Origin of the sequence: Amycolatopsis sp. NPDC051128, from assembly GCF_040682715.1 — a bacterium.
GTDB lineage: Bacteria > Actinomycetota > Actinomycetes > Mycobacteriales > Pseudonocardiaceae > Amycolatopsis.
Genome location: NZ_JBFBBN010000007.1, coordinates 1 through 23818 on the forward strand (window position 1 = coordinate 1; position 23818 = coordinate 23818).

The 23818-nt window shown below is 72.0% G+C and carries 23 protein-coding genes and 2 pseudogenes; 12 read left to right on the top strand and 13 right to left on the bottom strand.

The window, feature by feature from the left end; translation table 11 throughout:
- Nucleotides 1-260: 260 nt before the first annotated feature.
- Nucleotides 261-926 (bottom strand): annotated as a pseudogene (locus tag AB0M82_RS10180) (DUF4389 domain-containing protein); the annotation flags it as partial.
- Between the two features lie 119 nt (nucleotides 927-1045).
- On the opposite strand from AB0M82_RS10180, the gene AB0M82_RS10185 reads away from it, so the two are divergent.
- The 4 genes from AB0M82_RS10185 to AB0M82_RS10200 all read left to right on the top strand — a co-directional run bounded on the left by AB0M82_RS10185 (nucleotide 1046) and on the right by AB0M82_RS10200 (nucleotide 4332).
- Entirely contained in the window at nucleotides 1046-1621 is a 576-nt protein-coding gene (locus AB0M82_RS10185; protein WP_364719488.1) for a TetR/AcrR family transcriptional regulator, read from the top strand.
- Between the two features lie 327 nt (nucleotides 1622-1948).
- Nucleotides 1949-2695 (top strand): GAF domain-containing protein, encoded by a 747-nt coding sequence (locus AB0M82_RS10190; protein WP_364719490.1) that lies wholly within the window; start codon nucleotides 1949-1951, stop codon nucleotides 2693-2695.
- A 20-nt stretch (nucleotides 2696-2715) separates the two neighbouring features.
- The gene (locus tag AB0M82_RS10195; RefSeq protein ID WP_364719493.1) at nucleotides 2716-3459 is read left to right on the top strand and encodes a GAF and ANTAR domain-containing protein; all 744 of its coding nucleotides are present in this window, start codon (nucleotides 2716-2718) and stop codon (nucleotides 3457-3459) included.
- 171 nt (nucleotides 3460-3630) lie between these two features.
- Nucleotides 3631-4332, top strand: coding sequence for a phosphoribosyltransferase family protein (locus AB0M82_RS10200; RefSeq protein WP_364719495.1), 702 nt, complete (start codon nucleotides 3631-3633; stop codon nucleotides 4330-4332).
- Nucleotides 4333-4378: 46 nt separating this feature from the next.
- Here the strand turns inward: AB0M82_RS10200 and AB0M82_RS10205 are convergent, their stop codons facing one another.
- Nucleotides 4379-5014, bottom strand: coding sequence for a hypothetical protein (locus AB0M82_RS10205; RefSeq protein WP_364719497.1), 636 nt, complete (start codon nucleotides 5012-5014; stop codon nucleotides 4379-4381).
- A gap of 17 nt (nucleotides 5015-5031) precedes the next feature.
- On the opposite strand from AB0M82_RS10205, the gene AB0M82_RS10210 reads away from it, so the two are divergent.
- On the top strand, nucleotides 5032-5208 hold the full coding sequence (locus AB0M82_RS10210) for a hypothetical protein (RefSeq protein ID WP_364719500.1): 177 nt from the start codon (nucleotides 5032-5034) through the stop codon (nucleotides 5206-5208).
- Nucleotides 5209-5213: 5 nt separating this feature from the next.
- Here AB0M82_RS10210 and AB0M82_RS10215 read toward each other — a convergent pair whose 3' ends face one another.
- From AB0M82_RS10215 to AB0M82_RS10225, 3 genes are all read right to left on the bottom strand, one after another.
- Nucleotides 5214-5756 carry a DUF5994 family protein gene (locus AB0M82_RS10215; RefSeq protein WP_364719502.1) on the bottom strand — a complete coding sequence of 181 codons (543 nt, stop codon included), beginning with the start codon at nucleotides 5754-5756 and terminating at the stop codon, nucleotides 5214-5216.
- Nucleotides 5757-5970: 214 nt separating this feature from the next.
- Nucleotides 5971-6819, bottom strand: coding sequence for a slipin family protein (locus AB0M82_RS10220; protein ID WP_364719504.1), 849 nt, complete (start codon nucleotides 6817-6819; stop codon nucleotides 5971-5973).
- A gap of 38 nt (nucleotides 6820-6857) precedes the next feature.
- Nucleotides 6858-7532: a BON domain-containing protein gene (locus AB0M82_RS10225; protein ID WP_364719506.1), complete on the bottom strand. Its 675-nt coding sequence runs from the start codon at nucleotides 7530-7532 to the stop codon at nucleotides 6858-6860.
- 92 nt (nucleotides 7533-7624) lie between these two features.
- Here AB0M82_RS10225 and AB0M82_RS10230 point away from each other — a divergent pair, with 92 nt between their 5' ends.
- On the top strand, nucleotides 7625-8305 hold the full coding sequence (locus AB0M82_RS10230) for a response regulator transcription factor (RefSeq protein ID WP_364719508.1): 681 nt from the start codon (nucleotides 7625-7627) through the stop codon (nucleotides 8303-8305).
- Here AB0M82_RS10230 and AB0M82_RS10235 read toward each other — a convergent pair.
- Nucleotides 8265-9167, bottom strand: a complete 903-nt coding sequence (locus AB0M82_RS10235; protein ID WP_364719511.1) for a hypothetical protein — start codon at nucleotides 9165-9167, stop codon at nucleotides 8265-8267. The genes AB0M82_RS10230 and AB0M82_RS10235 overlap by 41 nt on opposite strands.
- A gap of 171 nt (nucleotides 9168-9338) precedes the next feature.
- Between AB0M82_RS10235 and AB0M82_RS10240 the strand changes: the two genes are divergently transcribed.
- Nucleotides 9339-10928, top strand: coding sequence for a GAF domain-containing sensor histidine kinase (locus AB0M82_RS10240; protein ID WP_364719513.1), 1590 nt, complete (start codon nucleotides 9339-9341; stop codon nucleotides 10926-10928).
- A gap of 7 nt (nucleotides 10929-10935) precedes the next feature.
- On the opposite strand, the gene AB0M82_RS10245 is transcribed toward AB0M82_RS10240, so the two are convergent.
- From AB0M82_RS10245 to AB0M82_RS10265, 5 genes and pseudogenes are all read right to left on the bottom strand, one after another.
- The gene (locus AB0M82_RS10245) at nucleotides 10936-11376 is read right to left on the bottom strand and encodes a DUF6292 family protein (protein WP_364719515.1); all 441 of its coding nucleotides are present in this window, start codon (nucleotides 11374-11376) and stop codon (nucleotides 10936-10938) included.
- A gap of 71 nt (nucleotides 11377-11447) precedes the next feature.
- On the bottom strand, nucleotides 11448-11651 hold the full coding sequence (locus AB0M82_RS10250; protein ID WP_364719517.1) for a hypothetical protein: 204 nt from the start codon (nucleotides 11649-11651) through the stop codon (nucleotides 11448-11450).
- 582 nt (nucleotides 11652-12233) lie between these two features.
- Entirely contained in the window at nucleotides 12234-12500 is a 267-nt protein-coding gene (locus AB0M82_RS10255) for a hypothetical protein (protein ID WP_364719970.1), read from the bottom strand.
- Nucleotides 12501-12664: 164 nt separating this feature from the next.
- A pseudogene (locus AB0M82_RS10260) lies at nucleotides 12665-12730 on the bottom strand (hypothetical protein); the annotation flags it as partial.
- An 84-nt stretch (nucleotides 12731-12814) separates the two neighbouring features.
- Nucleotides 12815-13228 (bottom strand): Lsr2 family protein, encoded by a 414-nt coding sequence (locus AB0M82_RS10265; protein WP_364719520.1) that lies wholly within the window; start codon nucleotides 13226-13228, stop codon nucleotides 12815-12817.
- Nucleotides 13229-13919: 691 nt separating this feature from the next.
- Between AB0M82_RS10265 and AB0M82_RS10270 the strand changes: the two genes are divergently transcribed.
- Nucleotides 13920-16583 carry a glycoside hydrolase family 9 protein gene (locus tag AB0M82_RS10270; RefSeq protein WP_364719523.1) on the top strand — a complete coding sequence of 888 codons (2664 nt, stop codon included), beginning with the start codon at nucleotides 13920-13922 and terminating at the stop codon, nucleotides 16581-16583.
- 95 nt (nucleotides 16584-16678) lie between these two features.
- Nucleotides 16679-17842 carry an ROK family transcriptional regulator gene (locus AB0M82_RS10275; protein WP_364719525.1) on the top strand — a complete coding sequence of 388 codons (1164 nt, stop codon included), beginning with the start codon at nucleotides 16679-16681 and terminating at the stop codon, nucleotides 17840-17842.
- A gap of 27 nt (nucleotides 17843-17869) precedes the next feature.
- Here AB0M82_RS10275 and AB0M82_RS10280 read toward each other — a convergent pair whose 3' ends face one another.
- Nucleotides 17870-18523, bottom strand: a complete 654-nt coding sequence (locus AB0M82_RS10280; protein ID WP_364719527.1) for a LysE family translocator — start codon at nucleotides 18521-18523, stop codon at nucleotides 17870-17872.
- A gap of 132 nt (nucleotides 18524-18655) precedes the next feature.
- Between AB0M82_RS10280 and AB0M82_RS10285 the strand changes: the two genes are divergently transcribed.
- Nucleotides 18656-22267, top strand: a complete 3612-nt coding sequence (locus AB0M82_RS10285; RefSeq protein ID WP_364719529.1) for a hypothetical protein — start codon at nucleotides 18656-18658, stop codon at nucleotides 22265-22267.
- 10 nt (nucleotides 22268-22277) lie between these two features.
- Entirely contained in the window at nucleotides 22278-22766 is a 489-nt protein-coding gene (locus AB0M82_RS10290; protein WP_364719531.1) for a hypothetical protein, read from the top strand.
- A 6-nt stretch (nucleotides 22767-22772) separates the two neighbouring features.
- On the opposite strand, the gene AB0M82_RS10295 is transcribed toward AB0M82_RS10290, so the two are convergent.
- Nucleotides 22773-23426, bottom strand: coding sequence for a TetR family transcriptional regulator C-terminal domain-containing protein (locus tag AB0M82_RS10295; protein ID WP_364719533.1), 654 nt, complete (start codon nucleotides 23424-23426; stop codon nucleotides 22773-22775).
- 86 nt (nucleotides 23427-23512) lie between these two features.
- On the opposite strand from AB0M82_RS10295, the gene AB0M82_RS10300 reads away from it, so the two are divergent.
- Nucleotides 23513-23734 carry a hypothetical protein gene (locus AB0M82_RS10300; RefSeq protein ID WP_364719536.1) on the top strand — a complete coding sequence of 74 codons (222 nt, stop codon included), beginning with the start codon at nucleotides 23513-23515 and terminating at the stop codon, nucleotides 23732-23734.
- Nucleotides 23735-23818: the final 84 nt, after the last annotated feature.

Sequence of the window (23818 nt, forward strand, 5' to 3'; positions counted from 1 at the left end):
CGCTCGCTTCGGCTACGTCGAGTGTTTTCCCGTCACGCGCCCGGGCGAGCGCGCGGCGCATCGCGGAGGCAGTCGGGGTGGTGGCGTCCCCATTGAGGGACTCTATGTCCCTCAATGGGCCATTCACGGCCGTGGGCGAACACCTGAAACTTGAGCCGGGCCGTGACCGGCTTCGGAAGTCGCCTTCGGCGCACTGGACGCGGTTATGTGCCGACGGGGCTCGCGGGCAGCGGCGTCTCGGTGGGCTCCACGGGCGTGGGGCCGCCCGGCTCGTCGCCGCCCCCGTCGAGGCGGAACGGCGGGTACCGGTCGGTCATCAGCGCGGCGTAGACCGCGACCCGCAGGCCCCAGCGCTGGATGCCGACGATGAAGTCGAACAGCGGACGGGGGTAGCGGCCGGTGAACGTCAGGGCGATCGCCGCAATGAGGACGAGCAGGCCGACGAGGCTGCCGCCCCAGGCCCAGCCGCGGTTGTCGAGTCCCCACGCCGCCGCGCCGGATCCGCCGCCGATCAGGATCGCGAGGACGAGGTAGTGCGGGATGGCCAGCAGCCACCACTTGACCAGCACGAGCCCGCGTGACAGCCGCTCCGGGTATTCGACGCTCAGGGTGGCCGGGTAGTCGGGTTCTTCGCCGAGGCTGAACGGCGGGTAGCGATCGGTGCCGAGGACGCCGTAGCCGTAGTAGGTCACCCGCCAGCTCCACCGCAGGACCCCGACGTTGAAGTCGAAGATCTTCCGCGGGTACCGGGCGGTGATCAGGATCGCGAAGAACGCGACGACGCCGAGCACCCAGAACGCGGCCCACAGCACGATGAGCACCAGCAGGTGCGGGACGAGCAGGAGCCACTTCACCAGCCAAAGCCCGCGTGACAACGGAGTGTCCAGCACCGCCCGGACGCGCACCGGGTAGGGCCGGCCCGGCATGCCGGGATTCCGTGGTTCCGAGCGGGTCGTCTCGGTCATGTCCTCGCCTCAATTCTGTACGGCGTACAATAACTGTACGCTGTACAGGGCGATGCGGATACGCCCCCACCGGAGGAAAAGTGGACAAAAGGGGTCGACGGCGGACTCTGAGCGAGCACGTCATCCTCGACGCGGCACTCGCGCTGCTCGCCGAAGGCGGGGCGGACGCGGTCACAGTCCGGGGGATCGCGGCCCGGGTCGGTGTCGCGCCGAACGCGGTGTACACGTATTTCCCGGACAAGGCCGCGGTGGTGCGAGGTCTGGCGGAGCACCTGCTCGGCCGCGTCAACCACGACCGGTTCACCGATCCGTCGCAGCCGTGGCGGGACCGGGTCCGGGCCCTCGCCCTCGAACTGCGGGCGGAGTTACTGGCCCATCCCGGGTCGGTGCACCTCATGCTCGGCCATCCGCCCGACGGCCCGCACACGCGGGCCGTGCGCGAAACCCTGCTGGCCACCCTGGCCGACGCCGGGCTGGGCCCGGCGGATGCCGCCGACGCTTCCTACCTGGTCAACGTGCACATCCTGGGTTCGGTCGCCTTCGAGGTCGCCGCGCCGCCGGGTGGTCCCGACGTCGGGACCACCCGGTTTCGCTGGGGCCTCGACCGGCTGCTCGACGGACTCGCCGCGCACGTGGCCACCGGGCCCCCGCGGTGACCGACGGTCGCCGCCGCGGACCGGCCCCGCACCGCCCCTGCGGCAGCACCCGCGGATTCGCTCACCACGGCGAGCGCCGATCGGCGCACCAGGTCGTCGTCCGGCGACGGCAGGACTTCCTCGACTCTGACCTCCGGAAACTGACCGAACGGGGAGGCGAGTCATGACGAGTCCCGCCCCGGTGTGGGGGAGTACGCTTGGTGCCCGCAGCCGCGGCAGCGGTGCTGATGCGGGCCTGGTCATGTCCGAGTTGGTGTGGCGATCATGAACGCCAGCTCGGAAGGAACCGGATGATGGAACGGCTGACCCGCGGGTCGTGGGTGCGTGGTGGCTGAGGTCGAGGTCCTGCGCGCGAGCGTGCTGACCGCACTGGTCGAAGGTGGGGCCGGCAGCGGGGTTGATGTCGTCGGCCGGGTGTGCCGGGCGTGTGTGCGTCTGTTGCCGGTGGATGGTGCGGCGGTGTCGATGATGGTCGACGCCGGGCACCGTGAGGTTGTCTACGCGAGTGACGCGGTGAGCTCCGCGTTGGCGGAGTTGCAGGTTTCGCTGGGTGAGGGGCCGTGTTTCGAGGCTTATGTCGCGGGTGGGCCGGTGTTGGTGCCGGATCTGGTGGCTGGGCCGCCGGCGGGGTGGCCGGTGTTCGCGGCTGAGGCTGTGGTGCATCCGGTGGCGGCGTTGTTTACGTTTCCGGTGCAGATCGGGGCGGTGCGGGTGGCGACGTTGGATACCTATCGGGGGACGCCTGGTTCGTTGCGTCCTGGTGAGTTGTCGATGGCGTTGCAGGTGGCCGACGTCGCCGCGCTGGCGTTGTCGGGACTGCGGACCGGCGGTGACCACTGGCTGGATGGGGACGGGCGGTGGATGGAGGGTGCGGGGATGCGGTACCGGGAGGTGCATCAGGCCACCGGGATGTTGATCGCGTACCTGGATTTGCCTGCTTCGGCTGCGTTGGCGCGGTTGCGGGCGTATGCGTTCGGGCAGGGACGTCCGCTGCTCGAGGTCGCGGGCGATGTCGTGGCCGGGCGGCTGCGATTGGACGAGGAGTTCGGTGAGGGTCACGATGCAGGCAGCTGAGGTGCGAGGAGATGGTGGGCATGGCCGACCGTGAGCGACAGGTGACCCGGGCGTTCGTGGCGTTGGCGGACACGTTGGTCGATGACTATGACGTCGCTGATCTGCTGCACACGCTGGTGAAGCAGTGTGTGGAGTTGCTCGACATCGAGGCGGCCGGGTTGACCCTGGTCGATGAGCGGGGCGGGCTGCAGGTGCTGGCGTCTTCCACTGAGCAGGCGCGGCTGATCGAGCTGTTCCAGCTCGACACCGAGGAGGGCCCGTGCGTCGATTGTTTCACCTCCAGCACGCCGGTGCTGGTGGCTGATATCGCGGCGGAGGCGGGGCGGTGGCCGCGGTTCGCGGTGGAGGCGGCCAGTGATGGGTTCGCGTCGGTGCATGCGTTGCCGTTGCGGTTGCGGAGGCAGACGATCGGGGCGTTGAACCTGTTCGGGCATACGGCGGGTGAGTTGTCGGCTGATGATGTGGCGTTGGCGCAGGGGTTGGCGGATACCGCGACCATCGGGATCCTCCACGAGCGAGCCTTCCGCAAGGGGGAGATCCTGTCCGAGCAGTTGCAGACGGCGTTGAACAGCCGGGTGATCATCGAGCAGGCCAAGGGTGTGCTCGCTGTCAGCGGGCAGTTGAGCATGGACGCGGCGTTTACGGCGTTGCGTGGTTATGCCCGGCGGACCAACCGGCGTCTCAGTGACGTGGCTCGTGCTTTGGCTGATCGTGAACTCGTGCCCGCGGTCGTACTGGCCCCGGCGGCGAGCCGCCCGCGCTGAACCGGGACCGGCCGCCGCGGACCGGAACCGCGCCCTGGTCGGCGCACCGGCTGTCCGGCAGCAGAGCAGCGACGCCGGAGCAGACGCGGGGAAGCCGAACCACGCGGAGAGGTGCCGAACGGTCCGCCCCGCGGTGACCAACGGCCCTCGCGCCCCGGACGCGGTGCCGTGATGCTGGAGGCGGCCGACCTCGCCTTCGACTCCCCGGGAGTTCCCATGCGGTTCCGTGATCGCCGGGAAGCCGGCCAACGGCTGGCCCTCCGGTTGCGCGGGCTGCGCGGGGACCGGGCGGTGGTCCTCGGCCTGTCCGAGGGCGGGCTGGTGGTCGCCGGCGAGATCGCCGACGTCCTCGGCGCGCCGCTGGACATCCTGCTCAGCCGGCGGATCGAGGCCCCCGGACCGCCGCCGGCGATGCTCGGCGCCGTCGGCGAGGGCGGCCTGGTCGTCTGGGACCACGGTGCGATCCGCCGGTTCGACATCGAGGCGGAGCAGCTCACCCGGCTCGCCGACGGTGCGCGGGCCGCACTGGCCCGGCAGGTCGCCGTCTACCGGCGCACGGTGGCGCCGGTGCCGATCGCCGGCCGCACGGTCGTCCTCGCCGACGACGGTGCCGCCACCGGCACGACCGCGCACACGGCGATCGGTGTCCTGCGTGCCCGCCAGGTCGGCCGGATCGTGCTCGCGGTCCCGGTCGCCCAGGCCCGCGTCCTCGACCGGCTCGCCCGCGAGGTGGACCAGTTCGTCTGCCTGCGCCCGGTGCCCTTCATGCACGCGGTCCGCAACAGCTACCGGAAGTTCTCCGCGGTCGCCGACACCGAGGCGCTCGAACTGCTGCACCGCGAACCCCGCCTGCCGACCGAGGTGCGCCGCTGACGTGCCCAGCCGGCCTTCACGACCGGCCTTCACGACGGGCAACCGGTCAGCTCGGGAGACGCACGGCGATCTCGTCGCCCAGCGCGGCGCCCGCCGTCAGCTCGAGGTGGTCGCCGCTCCAGAACCGGCCCGCGTCGTACCAGCTCGACCGGCGGCCCGGGGGCAGCAGGCCCATGGCCTCGTAGGTCAGCGCGACGATCTCGGCGCAGTAGCCGGACTCGAGGTCGGCGTCCCGGGCTTCCCGCTTCCGGGACGGCAGCCGCCCGCCGAGCCAGCGGGACGCGAGGCGCGCGGTCGACGGGAACGGCGTGCCGTCGAGCCGGGCGATCGTGCGCAGGACGGCGTCTTCCATCTCCCCGGTGACCGGGTGGTCGAGCTGGCGCAGCCAGACCTGCTGGTGGTACTTCTCGGCCCAGACGAGCACGGCCCGGCGCAGGTCGTGCAGCTGGGCGCCCCGCTGGTGCGTGCCCGACCAGACGTCCGGCAGGGCCCGCCCCAGCTCCGCGTGCCACATCAGCGGTGGGAGGTCCTCGATCACCACCGCCATGCCGACGTGGTTGACCGGGCTGTTCGTGACGACGCGGATCGTGCGGTCGGCCGCGGACCGCCCCCGGAACAACCACAGGTCGCCGGTGCGCGTCACGGCCACCGCTTCGTCGAGATCGAGCTCGGTCCCCGGCACGGCAGTAGCCTAGGCCGATGCGCTGGTGGAAGACAGTAGGACTGGCCGGGCTCGTCGGAGTGGCCGCGACCGGGGTGGTGATCGCGCGCGAGGAACGCCGGCGGCGGGCCTACACCCCGGACGAGGTCCGGGAACGGCTGCACGCCCGCCTCGGCGCCACGCCACCGGCGCCGGGCGGCGAAGCGGACGGCTGAGGCGGCTACGCGTCGACCGGTTCCGCCTGGTCGGGGATCCGGCCGCCGTCGACTTCCCAGCGGAGGACGGCCGTGTCCTCCGCGAGGCCGGAGAGCAGCGCGTCGGCGGTGTCGTCGTTGCCGCGGTGCGCCGCGGTCAGCAACGCGCGCTGCGCGAGGCCGGGATCGGCGTCCGGGGGAATCACGAGCAGCGTCACCCGGCGCCGGGCGCCGCCGCCGATCACGGTCAGGGTGCCGGTGTGCTGCGACCGGAAGCCCTCGAGCCGGACATCGCCGTGCTCGTCCCCGGAGCGCAGACGGCGAGGGGTGGGCGGCCAGGCGTCGAGGTGGTAGGCGACCCGTTCGATCCGGCCCAGCCGGGCGGTCAGCGCCGCGAACAGCGACGGCAGTTCGGCGGTCAGGTCCAGGGAACGGGGCCACCACGCGCCGTCGACCCACCCCGTGGCGGGTGCTTCCGGCTTCAGCCGCAGCCGCGGCCCGTGCTGGAGGAGTTCGTCCGCCGCCTGCGCGAAGCGCGCGGCGTAGGTGGTGTGCGGGACCGACTTCATGCCGGCGCTCCCGTCCCCGGCCGCTGACACCGGCCGGACTGGGGCCCGAGAACGACGCGGGTTTGACCACCTGCGTGCGAAATACTCTCGGACACCCTTGATTCTACTCCGGACAACGCGGTTGTGCGGCCGAATTCCTGGCCCCGGGACGCCAGGTCCACAGTGCTCTGTCCTTTTCGTACAGAGCACTGTGGAGTCCGGGAGCAGGCCGCGGTCAGTGTTCTTCGGCCTTGGCGCCGTTCACGGCCACGGGCAGTGGCGCGATCGGGGCCGTGGCGGCCGGTTTCGGCGTGGTCGCGGCGGCGCTTTCGCGGGCCAGGAAGGCCCCGAGCTCGCCGATGGTGCTCATCAGCGGGGCCGGGAACACGACGGTCGTGTTCTTGTCAACGCCGATCTCCACCAGGCTCTGCAGGTTGCGCAGCTGCAGCGCGAGCGGGTGCGCCATCATCGTGTCCGACGCGTCGCCCAGCGCGGCGGCGGCGAGGGATTCACCTTCGGCGCTGATGATCTTGGCGCGCTTTTCGCGTTCCGCTTCGGCCTGCCGGGCCATCGCCCGCTTCATCGTGTCGGGCAGCTGGATGTCCTTCAGCTCCACCAAGGTCACTTCCACGCCCCAGTCGAGCGTGGTGACGTCCAGGATCCGGCGGATGTCGACGTTGATGCTGTCGGTCTCGGACAGCGTTTCGTCCAGCGTGTGCTGCCCGACGACCTTCCGCAGCGTGGTCTGGGCGATCTGGTCGATCGCGGCGTAGACGTTCTCGATCGCGACGACGGACTTCACCGCGTCCTGCACGCGGAAATAGGCGACCGCGGACACGTCGACGCTCACGTTGTCGCGGGTGATGATGCCCTGGGACTGGATCGGCATCGTGATGATCCGCAACGGCACCCGGCGCAGCACGTCCACGACGGGGATGATCAGCCGCAACCCCGGCTCGCGCACGCCCACCACCCGGCCGAGCCGGAACAGGACACCGCGTTCGTACTGCTTGACGATCTTCACCGCGGAGGCCGCCAGAAGCAGCACCGCGGCGGCGATGACGATGATCACGAGAACGTTCATGGTGCTCCAGAGTTCGCGACCGGACCGGCGGAGGAACCTCAGCCGGAGAGCTTCACCTGGTTGTCGACCGCCGTCACGCCGGGGCCGAACCAGGCGGTCTGCTCGGCGGACTGGCGTTCGGCCGGAGTGAGGACCTGGCCGGTCAGGGTGACCTGGCCGTCGTCGATGCCGACCTCGACGTGCTGCGCGAATCCCGGCGCGTGCCGGGCCAGCGCCGCGGTGATCTGGGCCTTGGTCTCGGCCGCCGTGACTCCCGGCGAAGGCCGCAGCGTGATCAGGTTCCGCACCCCGCTGACCCCGGGGAGCGCGGCCACCGCCCGGCGGGCGGCTTCGCGCTGGTGGTGCCAGTCGACCGAGCCGCGCAGGGTGACCATCTGGTCGCGCACGTCGACCTGCACCGAGTCCTTCGGCACGAGGACCGTGCGCCGGTCGAACACGATCATGGCTTCCCTGGCGAGATCCACGTCCGCCGGAACACCGGGGCCGTGCCGGACGAGGATCTTGTCCGCGGCCGTGGTCACGCCGTGGACCCGGGTCGCCGCGCGCAGGGCCTCTTCCTTCTCGGGGTAGGTGCCGACATGTCCGGACAGCGTCGCGACACCGCCTGAGACGGTCACGCCGATCCCTTCGGCGTTGACGCTGGGGGTCCAGGCGAGCTCATCGGTGACAGCGTTCTTGAGGTGATGATCAGGCCTGTGCTGGATCTGTGTCATCACTCCACAGTGGTCGCCGGGCACCGGAGGGCCTAGGGCCGCCGGACCTCTCTTCCGGGGTCGTTCGGCGCGCACGCGCGTAGCCTGGGGTGGTGGATGACAGTACGCAGCAGGACCTGCCCGTCATCACGGTCTTCCTGGTCGACGACCACGAACTCGTGCGGCGCGGGGTCGCCGAACTGATCGACGACGAAGCCGACCTGGCCGTCGTGGGGCAGGCTTCCTCGGTGGCCGAAGCCACGGCCAGGGTGCCCGCGCTGCGCCCGGACGTGGCGGTGCTGGACGTGCGGCTGCCCGACGGGAACGGGGTGGAGCTGTGCCGCGACCTGCGCTCGGCGCTGCCCGGTCTGCGGTGCCTGATGCTGACGTCCTTCACCGACGAGGATTCGATGGTCGAAGCGGTCCTGGCCGGCGCCGAGGGGTACGTCATCAAGGACGTGAAGGGGCTGCAGCTGGTCGACGCGATCCGCCGGGTGGGGTCGGGCGAGACCCTGCTGGACGCCCGTGCGGTGGCCGCGCTCGTGGCCGAGTTGCGGGCGAAGACCGGGAAACCGGGCCCGCTGGCGGGGCTGAGCGAGCAGGAGCTCGTCCTGCTGGACCTGCTGGGGGAGAGCCTGACGAACCGGCAGATCGCCGAGCGGATGTTCCTGGCGGAGAAGACCGTCAAGAACTACGTGTCCCGCCTGCTGGCGAAGCTCGGGCTGGAGCGGCGGTCCCAGGCGGCGGTGCTGGTCACCGGGATCCACGGCGCGCACCATCGTCCGGACGGCTGACGGCGAACGGGTGCTCGTCGCTGATCACGACGTCCTCGAGCCGCGGCTGCGTCACGGACGGCACCGCGGTGCCGTGGCCGAGGCGGAGCATGATCTGGGGCCATAGCCCGCCGCCGAGCAGCTGACGCAGCTCACGCCGGGTCGCCGGCACCGCCATCGCCTGTGAGGAGAGCGCCGCCGAGATCCCGGCGGCGGTGGCCGTCAGCAGCACCCGCTGCATGGCCTGACCGGCCTGGAGCCGGCCGAGGGGGGTGTCGTGCAGCGAGCCGATGACCACGACCAGCCGGTCGGGCTCGACGTCGAGGTCGTTCCCGCCGCCGGGCCCGGGCGTCGCCGGCGGGGTTTCCGTGTGGCGCATGATTTCCCGCAGCTGCGGCACCTGGTCGGCGGTGATCGTGGCCAGCCACGCGCGTTCCACTTCGGCCGCCCGCCGGAGCTGCCGCTGCACCGCGGAGGGGACGACGGCGGCGGTGAAGGGCCGCCGGTTGCTCTGCCGGCCGGCGATGGCCGCCACGAGTTCCTCGTCGTGCGGTGCGATCGTTTCGTACCCCTGTGGCCGCACGACGGCGAGCAGGTCGGGCCGGCCCGCCGAGGGGAACAGCCGGACGTCGGCGTGGCTGCCCTGCGCCTTGATCGCCAGCCGCAGGTTCAGCAGTGCCGCCCCGCAGTCCAGCAGCCGTTCCCGCTGCTCGCTGTCGGTGCCGGTGGTGAGCGGATCCGCGTACAGCTCGACGGAATCCGGCGTGCACTGGAACCGCCACGGCCGGGTGTTCCGCAGCGGCGGGGGAGCCGTGGCCGCGAGGAGGACGGATCGCACCTGGCTCGCGCTGAGGTGCCCGACGGGCATGACACCGGTCTTCATGGACTGCTCCGAACTGGGGGTTCGTGGATGCGCTTTCACCGTCCGCCCGGGCCGCGGCCTCCGCCAAGTGCCGAACGGCCTCCGGGGCCGGGCGAAGGTCGTCGGTTGCGAACCCGGTTCGGTTCGGCCGGAATCCCGGCGCGGGGCGGCCCGCTGTGCCACTGTGGTGACATGCCCGAGCACAGGATGCCGGGCCGGGACCGGATGGACGCGCTGCCGGCGGCCGTCCTCGCGTTTTCCGCCGGTTTGGGGCTCGAAACCACGCTGCACCGGATCGTGACCGCCGCCGCCGGCCTGGTCGGCGCCCCGTACGGCGCGCTGGCCCTGCTCGACGAGGACGGCGGCACCACCGGGTTCGCCGTCACCGGCGTCGACGACGCCACCCGGGACCGGATCGGCCCGCCACCGGACGGCCACGGGCTGCTCGGCGCGCTCGTGCGGGGCCAGGCGCCGGTGCGGCTGGCCGACCTGGGCACGCCCGCGCTTCCGCCGGGCCATCCGCCGATGCGGAGCTTCCTCGGGGTGCCCCTGCTCGTGCGCGGCGCGGTGCTCGGACGGCTGTACCTCAGCGGCGAGCAGCCGTTCACCGCCGACGACGAACGGGCGATCGTCGCGCTGGCGGCGGCGGCCGGCATCGCCGTCGACAACGCGCGGCTCTACGAGGAAAGCCGGAGCAGGCAGCGGTGGCTGGAGGCCACCGGGGAGATCTCCGCCGAGCTGCTCGGCGGCACCGACGTCCACGAGGTGCTGTGGCTGATCGCGAGCCGGGCCGCCGAGCTCACCGGCGCCGAAGACGCGCTCATCGCGCTGCCCGTGTCGCCTGGTGGGGCACTGGCCGTCACGGTGTGCGCCGGCCCCGATGCCGACGTGCTGACCGGTCGCCGGATCCCGCTCGCGGGGTCGACCTCGGGCGAGGTGCTGCGCGACCACGTGCCGCGCAGCGTGCCGAGCCTGGCGTACGACCTGGCCGACGGCCTCGGCGTGGGCCTCGGGCCGGCGCTGGTGGTGCGGTTGCGGTCCGGCGAGTCCACGGCCGGGGTGCTCCTGGCGATCCGCGTTCCCGGCGCGGCGCGGTTCGACGAGCACGAGCTCCAGCTCGTGTCCGCGTTCGCCGACCAGGCCGCGCTGGCGCTGCGGGACGCCGAAAGCCAGGCGGCCCGCCGGGAGCTGGACGTCGTGGTGGACCGCGACCGGATCGCCCGCGACCTGCACGACCAGGTCATCCAGCGGCTGTTCGCGGTCGGCCTCGGCATCGAGGGCACCCGCCGCCGGAGCGACTCGCCCGCGGTCACCGGCCGCCTCACCCAGCACATCGACCAGCTCCAGGACGTCATCGAGGAGATCCGGGGCGCGATCTTCGACCTGCACGCCCCACCGGGAGCCGGGCGGGGGCTGCGGGCGCGCCTGCAGAACGCGATCATCGACACGACGGCCGACTCCGCGATCCGCACGACGGTGCGGCTGTCGGGATCGTTCGACCGGGTGCCCACGGCCTTGGCCGAGCACGCCGAGGCGGTCGTCCGCGAAGCGGTCAGCAACGTCCTGCGGCACGCGCGAGCCGCCGAACTGGCGGTCACCGTGTCCCTGGACGGCGATCTGGTCGTCGAGGTCTCGGACACGGGGATCGGGATGCCGGAAGCCGTGGCGCGAAGCGGGCTCCGCAATCTCGAGCGGCGAGCCGCGGACGCGGGTGGGTCATTCCGGGTGGAGAGCCCGGCCGCCGGCGGCACTCGTCTGCTGTGGACGGTCCCGGTGCCCTGACGCGGGGTCAGCCCGTCGCGGAATCCGGTTCCGTCGCGGGGCGGAGGTAGGGACTCAGCCGCTCGGCCAGCGACGTGCGGCTGGCGGTCGTGGGGCCGGGCCGGTCCTGGCTCGCGTGGCGGCCGGCGGCGGCGTCGGCGACGAACCGCGCGACCACGCCCGGGGCGGGGACGAGGTCGTCGCCTCCCTGGTGGGCGATGACGACCGGGTCTTCGCCGGGATCGGTTTCCACCGCGAGCGACCACCCGCGCCGTTCGCTCCACACCAGCATGACGTCGTGGTCGGGCCGGTCGAGCCACCGCCGGGGCAGCCCGAGGTAGGCGGTGGCCGTGTCGCTGATCTCCAGCGTGGTGCTTTCGTCCGGGACGCCGACCGCGGCCGCTACCGCCCGCACGTACTCGCCCAGGCCGCGCTCGAGGGTTCGGGTGTCGGATTCGGGGTGCTCCATGCGTGCCACGCTAGAGATCTCGCCCAGGCGCGGGCGTGCGCGGGGCGTGGAGGACGGCTGCGGCACGGGGGTCACCGGCGGGTGCGGCGTCCGGACGGGTCGTGAGCCGCGCGGGACTGGCGTCGCGGGGCGGGTTCGTGCTCGCCGTCGGCCACCGGTGCCGGCGTGTAGAACGGCTGGAGGAACAGGCTTCCGTACCGGTCGTTCTGGGGCGTGGTGAGCGCTCCGGGGTGGGGTTGCTCGGCGATGGGGTGGCTGAAGAGCGAGTTGTCCAAAGTGGAGGTAGTGATCAGGTTTCCTTTCGGTGGATGCCACTGGTGGGCGGCGCCGTCCTGGGCCTGTCTGAGCTCAGTGGCGGCCGCCACACGCTGTCGACGTGTCCGGTGGCGGGCTCGGCCGGCATCAGCCGCAGCCGTGGTTCGATGGGCCCGAGGGCGGCGCAGGTTCGACCACTCGCGCTCGAAATGCTCCCGGACGCCACCCAGCGTACACGACGACTGCGGGCTGTGCCGATGGGTGAGCCGCCAGTGTCGATCGAGCGGCTGATCGCGCGAGGTTGCGCGACGGTTCGCGGCCCGCCACCCGGACGCCGAGGTGGCCCGGCACCGGTCGTGGGACCCGCCCGGTGTCCGAAGTGGACGCCGCACGGCACGTGGCCGGGCTGTCGGCCGGGCAGTGGACTCGGCGCCACAAGGCAGGCCGTGGCGGTCGGGGCGTGCCGCCCGCTTCGGTCGCCACCAGGATCCGGGTGATGGTGTCGGTGTTGTAACGGGTGCCGGTGTTCTTCTCGGCCTGGGCGTGGGCGACGGTGAGGTCGTACTGCCCGGGATCCCGGACCGCGTCGGCGCGCGGACGGGTCAGCGTGCCGCTGTTGCCCAGCCAGCCGACGGAGGAACCGCCGGACGCCCAGGTGCCGGGCGGCCAGACAGGGTGAGCCCCAGCGTGCTGCGGCCGAGGCCGGCCCAGGACGTGGACAGCCGGTAGTAGCCGTCCTCGGCGGCGGACAGGAACGTGGTGACCTTTTGCCCCGGCGCCAGGACGACCGCGCCCGGCGCGAGGACCTGGAGCGCGCCCGCGCCGTGGTCGACCGTGCCGCCGGAGCGGCGTGCGGGTCCTCCGCGCATAGCCGTAGAGCTTGGTATCGGCGATCACCGCGCTCGACCGCCCGACCCCAGTGCCCGGGCCGCCCGGTTGGGGCGGTAGCCCAGCCGTTCCATGACCTCCCGGACCTGGCGCCGGGTGCCGGGGTTGATGTTGGCGAGTCGTTCAGCACCCGTGACACGGTTTGGGAGGAGACGCCCGCGGCGGCCGCGACATCGCGGATGCTGGGCGAGGCGGAGGAACGTCGTGTCACCCTGACATCGTCATCGGCGCGGATCGCGGCGTCGAAGCCCCTCGTCCGGCCGGTGGTGCGGGGCCGCGTGGTTGACCAGCACTGTCACTTCGCGGCGGCGGCGAGCTTCTTGCGCGCCACTCGCTTGCGCGGCGCCTTCTCGGGGGCCGCGGCATGGGCGGCTTGGGCCTCGTCGTAGGCGGAGATCACCTCGGAGGACAGCCGTCCTCGTTCGGACACCACGTAGCCGTTCGAGTTGGCCCACGCCCGGATCTGCTGGTTGCGTTCCCGGTCGGCCGTCGTGACCGTGGTCGACTGGCCGGTCGCGACGCGGAGTTTCCGCCCGCCGACGCGGCGGCCGGCGGCGACGAACCGGGCGAACTCGACGCGCAAGGCGGCGGCATTGTCGTCGGAGAGGTCGATTTCGTAGCTGACGCCGTCCAGGGTGAAGGGGACGGTCTGGGTGGCGGTGCTGCCGTCGAGGTCGTCCAAGATCTCGACGCGAACTTTCTGTGCCACGTGAATACTCCTTGGTCCGAAGAGGTGGTGCGGGCTGAAGTGGTGGTGCACAATGCGCGAGGTCTGGACAGAGTGTATCTGTTCACGGCCAAGTGGGCAATTTCTCCCCGGCACACGATCGTATCAAGCTCGGGGCGGAGAACCGGCCGTGAATCGCGAACCAGGGGTGGCGCGGTCGGTCATCTTCCTTTGCGGACAATGCCGGTTCGGCCTGACGATCCACTTCAGACGATCGCTTACGCACGCCGTGCCGTCCATGACCGGCACACAGGAAATGAAGTAGGACCATTCGGAGCAGTCGCGGACTTCGCGACCGGTCCGGCCCGCGCTGACGGCCGGGGACGCCTCCGATTTCGTCGATGATCGGGGTGAAGAATTGACGGCCGTGGCCGGCATCGCTCGCCCCACCGCTTCGCCATTCGGCGAACCGTTCACCACAGGGATACCTGCCCGCGGTGAAAATGGGAACGCTCCCAGATTCGGCCGCCGAAACGCCGTGCGGACTGCGACCAGCGGGTGTTTCGCGGTCCGCCGCGCCGGGTGCCCGGCGCGCGGACTACGGCGGATGGCCGCGCACGGCGCCGCTGAACCGCCCATCGACGGCGCCGATGCTTTACACGGCGGACCTGGCTACCTACTTTCGATCCGGAAGCGCTCCCAGAATCGAGGAGGCGGAGTGCACGCTTCGACGATGAAGTCCGTGTCCCGAGTGCTCGTGGTGCTGCTCGTGCTCGGCCTGGCGGTGGTGGTCCCGGGGCTGGTCCCGGCCGCCCGCGCCGCCACCGGCAAGTTCGCCTACGGCGAGGCCCTCCAGAAGTCGATCTGGTTCTACGACGCGCAGCGGTCCGGCGTGCTGCCCGCCGGCAACCGGGTCTCCTGGCGCGGCCCGTCCGCCCTCGGCGACGGCAAGGACGCCGGCCTGGATCTCACCGGCGGCTTCTACGACGCCGGCGACCACGTCAAGTTCGGGCTGCCGTTCGAGTTCAGCATGACCATGCTGGCCTGGGGCGCGCTGGAAAACCGCGCCGCCTACCAGAATTCCGGCCAGTGGCAGTACCTGCTCTCGAACCTGCGCTGGGGCGACGACTGGCTGATCAAGGCGCACCCGCAGCCCAACGTGCTCTACGGCCAGGTCGGCAAGGGGGACGACGACCACAAGTGGTGGGGTCCCGCGGAGACCATGACCATGGCCCGGCCCGCCTACCGCGTCGACACCTCCTGCCCCGGTTCCGATCTCGCCGGCGAGGGCGCCGCGCAGATGGCCGCCGGCTCGCTGGTCTTCAAGGCCGACGACCCCGCCTACGCGGCCACCCTGCTCACCCACGCCAAGCAGCTCTACTCGTTCGCCGACAACTACCGAGGCGTCTACTCCGACTGCATCACCGACGCCCAGAGGTTCTACAAGTCCTGGAGTGGCTACCAGGACGAGCTGGTGTGGGGCGCGATCTGGCTCTACAAGGCCACTGGCGACGCCGGCTACCTGACCAAGGCGCGCGCCGAGTACGCGAAGCTGTCCACCGAGCCGCAGACCACCACGCGCTCCTACCGCTGGACGCTGGCCTGGGACGACAAGTCCTACGGCGCGTACGCCATGCTCGCTCAACTCACCGGCGACCCCGGGTACGTCGCCGACGCCAACCGCTGGCTGGACTGGTGGACCACCGGCGTCAACGGCCAGCACGTGCCCTACTCCCCGGGCGGTGAGGCCGTGCTCGACCAGTGGGGCTCGCTGAGGTACGCCGCCAACACCGCGTTCGTCGCCCTCGTCTACTCGGACTGGCTGCGGACCACCGACCCGGCCCGCGCCACCACCTACCACGACTTCGGCGTGCGGCAGATCAACTACGCGCTCGGCGACAACCCTCGCGGCGCGAGCTTCGTGGCCGGGTTCGGCGTCAACCCGCCCCGCAACCCGCATCATCGCACCGCGCACGGCTCCTGGGCCGACAGCATCCTCGAGCCCACGGCGAGCCGGCACATCCTGTACGGCGCGCTCGTCGGCGGCCCCAGTGCGGCCAACGACGCGTACACCGACGACCGCAGCAACTACACCATGAACGAGGTGGCGCTCGACTACAACGCCGGCTTCACCGGCGCGCTGGCCCGGCTGTACGGCGAGTACGGCGGCGCACCGCTGGCCGGCTTCCCGGCGAAGGAAACCCCGGACGGCCCGGAGATCCTGGCGCAGGGTGCGCTCAACCAGCCCGACGGCGCCACGTTCACCGAGGTCAAGGCCTACGTGATCAACAAGTCGGCGTGGCCGGCGCGCACGTTCACCGGCTCGCTGCGCTACTACTTCACGCTCGACGGCGCCACCACGCCCAGCCAGATCTCGGTGACCTCCGCGTACAACCAGTGCGACGCGCCCGCCGTGCGCCAGTTCTCCGGCCCGGTGTACTACGTCGACGTGACGTGCGCCGGCGGCGTCGCCCCCGGCGGCCAGTCCCGCTACCGCAAGGAGGTGCAGTTCCGGATCAGCAGCGCCGGAACCTGGGACCCCGGCAACGACTGGTCGCACACCGGCCTCGCCCCCAGCGGGACCGCGCCCGCGGAGAACCCGCGGCTCGTGCTCGCGCAGGGTTCCGCGGTGGTGTGGGGCAACCAGCCCGGACAGTCCACAGGGGACACGACCCCGCCGACCGCGCCCACCGGGATCACCGCCACCCCCGGCAGCACCAGCGTCGGTCTCGTGTGGACCGCCGCCACCGACGACGTCGGCGTCGCCGGGTACGACGTGCTGAACTCGGCCGGTGCGGTGGTGGGCAGCTCCACGAGCACCAGCTACCAGGTCACCGGCCTCACCCCCGCCACCGCGTACACGTTCTCGGTGCGCGCCCGGGACGCCGCCGGCAACCAGTCCCCGGCCGGCGGCCCGGTGGCGGTCACCACCACGACCGGCGGCGACCCGGGCTCCGGCTCGCTCGCCGTGCAGCAGCGCGGCGGCACCACCGACAACCAGATCCGCACCGGTCTCCAGATCGTCAACCGGGGCAGCACGGCCGTCGCCCTGAACAGCGTCACCGCGCGCTACTGGTTCACCGGCGACGCCACCAACCCCAGCTACCAGATCTGGTGCGACTACGCGGTTCCCGGCTGCGGGAACGTCACCCTGCGCGTCGTGAAGCTCAGTACGCCGCGCCCGGGGGCCGACGCCTACGTCGAGGTCGGCTTCAGCGGCGGCACCCTCGCCGCCGGCGCGAACACCGGCGAAATCCAGGTGCGGGTCGCCAAGGCCGACTGGTCCGCGTTCAACCAGGCCGACGACTACAGCTACCGCACGGCGTCGTCGTTCACCGACCTCGCCACCGCCACCGCCTACCGGTCCGGCGCCCTCGCCCGGGGCACCGAACCCTGATCCGCACTGTTCGTTCCAGTTTCAATCTGGAACTGTTATACGGAGTTTCGGCGTTGCTCCCCCCGCGGGGACGGCCCGGTCGCTATGGTCAAGGCGTGACCAGCAATCCCACGACGCGCGACCACAACAAGGTGGCGGTCCTCGAGGTAATCCTGGCCCGGGCGCCGTTGACGCGGAACGAGCTCATCGAGCTGACGGGCTTGAGCAAGGCCACGGTGTCGAGGGCGGTGGAAGAGCTCCGCGCCGACGGCTTCGTCGTCGACAGCGGGGTCGACGAGGTCACCGGCCGCGGCAGGCGGTCGACCTACCTGGACGTGCCCGTCACGAGCGGGCACGTCGCCGGGATCAGCTTCGGCATGCAGACCACCGGGGTCCTGGTGGCCGACCTCCGTGGACGCGAGGTCCACCACGTGGTCGTGCCGACCGGGAACCACGCGGACGCCGGCGCCGCCGCCGAATGGCTGGTCGGCTTGGTCAAGGAGACCAGCCAGGCCGCGCAGGGACCCCTGCGCCAGATCGTCGTCGCGGTGCCCGGCCGCGTCCGGAACGGCACGGAGATCTTCAGCCCGGCCAAGTCGATGAAGGTCTTCGCGGGCCCGGATCTCCAGCGGGCCGTGGAGGGCCTGGCCGGCGCTCCCGTGCTGTTCGACAGCGACGCCAACGCGTCCCTGCTCGGTATCCTGGCCGAGGACGCCGGCATCAGGAACGCCGCGCTCTTCACCGTGAGCAGCGTGCTGAACTTCGCGAGCTGTACCGAACACGAGATCGCCCGGGGCCGCACGCCCGCGTTCGGCGGCATCGGCGTCCTTTCCGCGGGAGCCGGCGACGAGACCCTCGACGCACTCCTGAGCACCCGCGGCCTGCTCCGGTTCGCCCGGGGGCGGGGACTTCGCCTGAAGCGCGTCGAAGAACTGTGGCAGGGGCGCCACGACGAGGCGCGCGCCGAAGTGCTGGAGGCGTTCACGACGGCGATCGTGACGGCCACCAGCGCCGTCGCGGTCACCTTGGACCCCGAGACGGTGTACTTCGCGGGCCGGTTGGGCCCCCTCGTCGAGGAAGTCCTGCCCGCCGTGCGCCGCCGGCTCGGCAAGCTCCTGCCGGCGGCGCCCGAAGTCAAGACGGTGACGCAGGTGTTCGGTCTGTCGACGGCGCGCGGAGCGGTGTTCGCCGGTCTGGCGGAGGCCCAGCGCAGGCTGCTGGACGCGGTGCTCGAGGCGCGCCGTCAGGGGCAGAATGTAGAGCAGGCGCCGGCCTTCTGAGCCGCCGAGGTCCGTTGCCCAGTGGCTTCAGCGGCTTTCCGCCGCCATTCGCACGCCGAGACCGATCAGGACGGCGCCGCTGATCGCGTCGAGACGGCGCCTCACCGTGGAGCGGCGGAACCACTCGCCGGCGCGGCCGACCAGTGCCGCCAGCGTCAGGTAGAGGCCGATCTCGATGGCCACCTGCAGCAGGGCGAGCAGCGCGGTGGTGGCGAACAGCGGCCGGTCGGCCGGCACGAACTGCGGGTAGAACGCGATCATGAAGGCGGCCGCTTTCGGGTTCGCCAGCATGACCACCATTCCCTCGCCGAACGCCTTCACCCAGCCCCTGGCCGAAGCGTCCGCCGTGGACTCGGCGCCGGGATCCGCCGCGGCCTCACTCCCGCGGCCGCGCCATGCCGAACGCCAGGCCTTGACGCCCAGGTACAAGAGGAATCCGGCGCCGGCGACGCGCAGGACGACCAGCGCGATCTGCGAGGTGGCGACCAGCGCCGCCAAACCGGCGGCGGCGAACAGCGCCCACAGGTACAGCCCCGCCTCGAGCCCGAGCACCGTCGGCACCGCACCGGCGAACCCTCGCAGGGCCGCACGACGCAGGATCAACGCCATCGCCGGCCCGGGAGAGGCCGAGATCAGCAGCACAGCGACGACGAAGGCGGGCAACGACCCCAGAAGATCCATAACGACATCATGGCGGGGGCAAACGCTCCGGATCAACCAAGGCACGTCCGTCGCGCGGAGGCGCCGCACTCTGCCCGTTCGGACTCCCGAATGGTCCTGGCCGAAGGAGGCTCGGCCGGTCAGCCTGAGCGGGTGGGCGGTGAAACGGATCGGACGCCGCCGGCGGGGGACGTTGATCGTGCGGCGTCCGCCCGCCGCGACTGCCTGCCGGAAAACACGACCCGGGACGGGACCGCCGATCCGGCCGTCTCCGGCCTCGTCGAGGGCCGGCACAAGATGAGAATCGCCCCCGACCCGCGCGCCATCCTCGCCCTTCAGCGCGCCGCCGGAACGCGTGCGGTGTCCCGGCTGCTGGCCGATCAGCGCCCCCGTCCGGTTGTGCAACGCCTGGAGTCGCCGCGCTCACCGGCGCCCGCTGCCCCGGCCGGCCCGATCGGCGACCGGAGCCCGGCGGGTCCCGCCCCCGCCGAAAGTGCCGCCGTCACGACCGGTCCGGGACCGGCCGGCGGCCCGGTGACGGCTGGAACCCCACCCGCCGCGCCGCCCTCCACCGGCCCTCCTGCTCCCTCGGTCGCTCCGGCCGAGTCCGTCGAATCCCCGCCCGCCGTCGCCCCGCAGGCTGCTCCTGTCCCGGCGTCGGCTGCGGACGCGCCGACGGGACCCGGCCCAGGAGGCGGTACCGGTCTTGCGGAGCTCGACGATCGGGCCGCCGCCCGCTCACAGGCCATCGTCGCGACCACCGCCGAGCGCAAGGGCCAGGTGCGGACAGCGGCGACCACCGCCGCGGCCGCCGTGGCCGCCGCCGCGACCGTTGAGCAGGACCGGACCACGCAGGCGCTGACCGCGGCGCTGGAACAGGTCCGGATCTCGTTCGGCAGCGCCCGTGACGGGATCCAGGGACAGCGCAGGACCAGCCTGGACAACGTGCGCGACGCCGCGCGGACCCGGCGCGAGGCGGTCGACGCGACCACCCGGGATCAGAAGAAGGCGCTGCTCGACCTGGGCGAGGACAAGGCCAAGGCCGCCTTGGCCGCCGGCGACACCGAAGCCGGCCGGATGACCAGGGAGAGCGCCGGCAAGGCCGCCCGTGCGCTCGCGATCGGCGAGGAGAAGGTCGGCCAGTACCGCGGCTACGACCGGGCGTCCCGGATCGCCGCCGCCGCCCGGGAGATGGCGGGCGCCGCGGCCGACCGGATGACCACGCAGGCCGGCGAGGTGGCCGCGGCCGTGCGCAAGGACGCCGGCGACCTGGCCGCGAAGATCCGCCGGGAGGCACAGGACGGGGCGGCCAAGTTCGACGAGGCCGGTGCCGCCGCCCGGCGCACGATCGACGATGCCGAGCGCAAGAGCGTCCAGGACGTCGACAAGGCCGCCGACGACGCGATCGCGGGACTGCGCGGTCAGGCCGACCAGCTCACCGGTCAACTGCGCCAGGCGCTGGACGCCGCGTCGGGCCAGCTCGCTCTGGCCGGTCCGGCGGCGACGGCGGGGATGAGCGGGCAGGCGGCGCAGGGCGAGGCCGCGCTCGACCGGCAAGCGACGCAGGCCGACGCCGCGATCACGGCGTTCACCGCAGACGTCGCGCAACGGCTGTCCGGAGTGTCGCCGGCCGCGGCGGCTCCCGTCGTCGCCGAGGCCGACGCGCACCTCGCGGCGTCGCTGGCCGAGTTCGACAGCGCGCAGGCCGGCCAGGTCGGCGACACGGTCGGCGCGTTCCAGGCCGGTGGCGCGGACGGGCAGGCCAGGCTGGCGGCCGGGACCGGACAGCTGGTCGGCCCGCTGCTGCAGGCCGCGGCCCGGTTCGAGACCACGGCCGCCGACACGGCGACCAAGACGACCGGCTCGATCAGCCAGGCCGAAACCACCGCGACCGGAGCGATGGAGAAGGCCGCCGGCGACCTGGACAAGAGCCTCAAGCAGCAGGTCACGGACAGCGGCACCCGCTGGGACGGCCAGATCGCCGAGGCCGGCCGGCAGATGCGCGGGAAGGTCGACGACGCGCTCGCCGCCCAGCAGCGGGAACTGGACGGCCTCGGCGGCAAGATCTCGGAGAAGGCCGAGGAGATCGAGCACGAGAGCTGGTGGGAGCGGGCCCTCGGCTTCGTCGGCGGGATCATCGTCGGCCTCTTCGAGGAGCTGTGGGACCTCGTCAAGGGCCTGCTCATCGTCCTGCTGGTGGTGCTGGCGCTCGCGGTGGTCGTGCTGCTGATCGCCGTGGCGATCGCGCTGATCGTCGGCGGCTTCGAAGGCATCCTGCTCGCCATCGCGTTCGTGCTGGCGGTGGTCGAGATCGCCGAAGCGATCCTGGCCGTCCTCGCCGTGGTCGGGCTGATCCTGCTCGTCGTGGTGGTCGCCTGGCGGGTCTACCAGGCCTGGGTGCGCGACGACCTGTCCGACTACGAACGCGGCAAGCTGATCGGCCGTTCGATCACCGACATTCTCTCGGTGTTCCTTCCCGGCCGGGTGCTGGCGCGGCTGCGCGGCTGGCTGCGGTTGCGGCAGCTGGCCCGGCTGGTCGGCGGGGAAGCCCGGCTGGCCGCGCTGATCACCTGGGCGGGCGGGGATCTGGCCGCCGTGGAGCGACTGGCTGCCGAACTGCGCAGTGTCGACGAGTTCGAGGTCCTGCTGACCCGCACGGCGAGCCTGGAGGAGTTCCTCCAGCTGCGCCGGCTCTGCAACAACGATCTCCCGCTGACGATCCGGATGCTGGGCCGGGCCCGGGCGGCCGAGCTGATCCCGGCGATCGCCGACTTCGGCGGCGACGTGGTGTTCCTCGACCGGCTGCTGGGCGAGCTGGGCACGATGGCCGAGGCGCGGCGGATGCTCGGACTGGCCGGCGGGGACGTGGCGCGACTGCGGCGCTGGGTCACTTTCTTCGAGGGTGCCCGCAATGCCGAGGCCGCCCTGGGGCAGGCCGGCCGGGACGCCGCGCTGCTGGACGAACTGGTCGCCCGCACCGCGAACCGGGCCGAGCTGGCCCGGCTGCTGCTGCGGTTGAACGGCAACGCGCCGCTGCTGCGGGACCTGCTGCTGCTCACCGATGACGTCCCGCAGCTGGACCGGATGCTCGGGATGCTGACGAACGACGGGGTGGAGCTGCGCCGGCTCCTGCAGCTGGCCGGCGGTCGTCCGGCGGCCGCCGCCGTCGAGCAGCTGATGCAGCTGGCCCGCGCCGAGGGCCGCGCCGCCTCGAACATCGAGGCCCTGCTGAACGAGGCCGGCGGCAACCCGGCCGAGGTCCTCCGGCTGCTGAACATCGCGCGCCGGTTCGCCGGCCGCCAGGTCGCACCGGCGAACATCGTGCCCGCACCGGGCTACGCCGGCGCCGACCTGCGGCACTTCCTGATCGGACACACGTACTCGTTCTTCGACTTCACCACCGCGGGCGCGCAGGGGAAGACCTTCTGGCCTCCCTCCGGCGCCGGCGGTGACCTGGCCAGGGTGCAGGCCGACCTGCAGGCGACCTGCGCGGCCCTGTCCACCCCGGGCAGCACGGCGCAGCGCATCGCGGGCGGCGTACCGACCGGGCCGGTCTTGCCGACCCCGGTCACGGTCGTGCCGCCCGCGGTCGCGCCCGGCGCCGGCCAGATTCGCGGACCGGTGGAGATCGGCGCGTTCCAGTTCGGTACCCGGGGCGCCGCGCCGCACACGGTCGGACAGTTCTTCCCCCGGCCCGCCCCCGGTTTCGAGCATCACACGCAGCGGTTGCTGCATGCCATCCGCGAGATCATGGCGATTCTGTAGGGTGACTGACGTGGCCATTGCCGTGCTGTTCTCGCTCCGGGTCGCCGTGGACGTCACGGTCGGCGAGGGAGACCTGCCCACCGTCCTGGACGCGGCGGCCGACAAGATCGGCCCGGACCGCCTGCCCGGCCGGCTGATTCTGATGGCGCCGGGCCAGCCCGTGGCCTACATCGAGGACGACGACCTCGAGTTCACCGTCCAGCAGGTGCTGGAGGCGGTGCCCGAACTGTCCGCGGGAAGGCCGTTCGGGATCGGCTTCAGCGAGGCCCCTGGCGGGGTGGAACTCACGCCTGCGGGCGGGGACGTCCGGGTCAGCGCCGAGTACTTCAAGCCGTTCGCGGCCCCGGCCGCCGAGCTGGTCCCCGCCCTGCTCGCCTGTTGCGAGCGGTTTGTGGCGTTCGTGCGCAAGGCCTACCCGGACCGGCCGGACGTCCTGGAGCGGATTGCCCAGCTGGATCCCTGGCTGGCCGGCGCCCGCGACGCAGTCGCCCGCGCATAAATCACCTCACGAGTCCCTCCCGGACGGCGGCGCGGCCTGAGGTGTCCTTTGTGGAGGATCCTCGTCGGTGAAGACGCGGTCGAGCTGGTGGTCGATCAGTGTCACCGCCCGCTCCGGGCTGATCTGGTTCAGCAAGACACCGCCTTGAAGGCCGGATGCGGCGGCTAGCAGGAGTTCGGCCTCGGCGCGGTTGTCGATGGCCGGGTCGACGTCTCCGCGGCGCTTTCCCTCGTCGATGAGCATGGCGGCCAGCTCTTCCAAAGCGGGGGGCGCGGCGGCGGCTACGCCTGTCAGGTCCGGGTCCGTCAGGAAGCGGACGAAATATGCCGCGTACACCACGTGCCGGAGCCGCCGCTGTTCGTCCAGTGGAAGCAGTTCCAGCAGCAGCCCCCGCAGCAGGGCGCGCGGTCCGGGATCGGTGCCGAGGGCGGCGATGCGTTCCTGGCCTGTCCGCTCGGCGTCCGCGTTGAGCAGTTCCAAGGCGGAGAGCAGCAGGCCACTGCGGGTCCCGAAGTAGTACTGCACCAGCCTCATCGAGACGCCGGCCTCGGTGGCGACCTGGCGCAGGGTGACGCTTTCCAAGCCGTGGCGCGCGGCCAGCCGCCACACCGCCTCGGCGATCTGGCGGCGGCGTTGCTCATGGTCTGCGGGACGCGCCATGCGTCATGTCTAGCACGGTGTGGTGCGGTCGCATCAAAACGGGTTATGATGCGATCGCACCAGAACTTGGGGGAAGGGAACCGACGATGAGCAAGTACGTGGCGTTGCAGATCCTGGGCATGGTGGTTCTGGCGCTGGGCGGTCAGGGAGTCGTCCGGCTGCTGATCGACCACGACCGGGCGGGACTGCTGAGCTGGCTGCCGGGTGGCTTCGCGGCCTGGTTGACCGGTCACTGCGTCATCGCGCTGGTCGGCGTCCTGCTGACGGGCTGGGCGGACACCCGACGCAAAAGGCGGGAAACGTCCTGATGGCACGGTGTCAGCGGCTTCACCGATCAGAAATCCTCCGCCACGTCGTCAGTTCTGGTAGCCCTCAAGCACCGGTGGAAGGAT

Coding starts and splice junctions, on each gene's coding strand:
- AB0M82_RS10235 (WP_364719511.1), bottom strand. CDS start 9,167: ATGAAGACCGGTGTCATGCCCGTCGGGCACCTCAGCGCGAGCCAGGTG.
- AB0M82_RS10200 (WP_364719495.1), top strand. CDS start 3,631: ATGCTGGAGGCGGCCGACCTCGCCTTCGACTCCCCGGGAGTTCCCATG.
- AB0M82_RS10210 (WP_364719500.1), top strand. CDS start 5,032: ATGCGCTGGTGGAAGACAGTAGGACTGGCCGGGCTCGTCGGAGTGGCC.
- AB0M82_RS10280 (WP_364719527.1), bottom strand. CDS start 18,523: ATGGATCTTCTGGGGTCGTTGCCCGCCTTCGTCGTCGCTGTGCTGCTG.
- AB0M82_RS10245 (WP_364719515.1), bottom strand. CDS start 11,376: ATGGAGCACCCCGAATCCGACACCCGAACCCTCGAGCGCGGCCTGGGC.
- AB0M82_RS10255 (WP_364719970.1), bottom strand. CDS start 12,500: ATGCGCGGAGGACCCGCACGCCGCTCCGGCGGCACGGTCGACCACGGC.
- AB0M82_RS10225 (WP_364719506.1), bottom strand. CDS start 7,532: ATGACACAGATCCAGCACAGGCCTGATCATCACCTCAAGAACGCTGTC.
- AB0M82_RS10295 (WP_364719533.1), bottom strand. CDS start 23,426: ATGGCGCGTCCCGCAGACCATGAGCAACGCCGCCGCCAGATCGCCGAG.
- AB0M82_RS10220 (WP_364719504.1), bottom strand. CDS start 6,819: ATGAACGTTCTCGTGATCATCGTCATCGCCGCCGCGGTGCTGCTTCTG.
- AB0M82_RS10195 (WP_364719493.1), top strand. CDS start 2,716: ATGGCCGACCGTGAGCGACAGGTGACCCGGGCGTTCGTGGCGTTGGCG.
- AB0M82_RS10215 (WP_364719502.1), bottom strand. CDS start 5,756: ATGAAGTCGGTCCCGCACACCACCTACGCCGCGCGCTTCGCGCAGGCG.
- AB0M82_RS10300 (WP_364719536.1), top strand. CDS start 23,513: ATGAGCAAGTACGTGGCGTTGCAGATCCTGGGCATGGTGGTTCTGGCG.
- AB0M82_RS10270 (WP_364719523.1), top strand. CDS start 13,920: ATGAAGTCCGTGTCCCGAGTGCTCGTGGTGCTGCTCGTGCTCGGCCTG.
- AB0M82_RS10240 (WP_364719513.1), top strand. CDS start 9,339: ATGCCCGAGCACAGGATGCCGGGCCGGGACCGGATGGACGCGCTGCCG.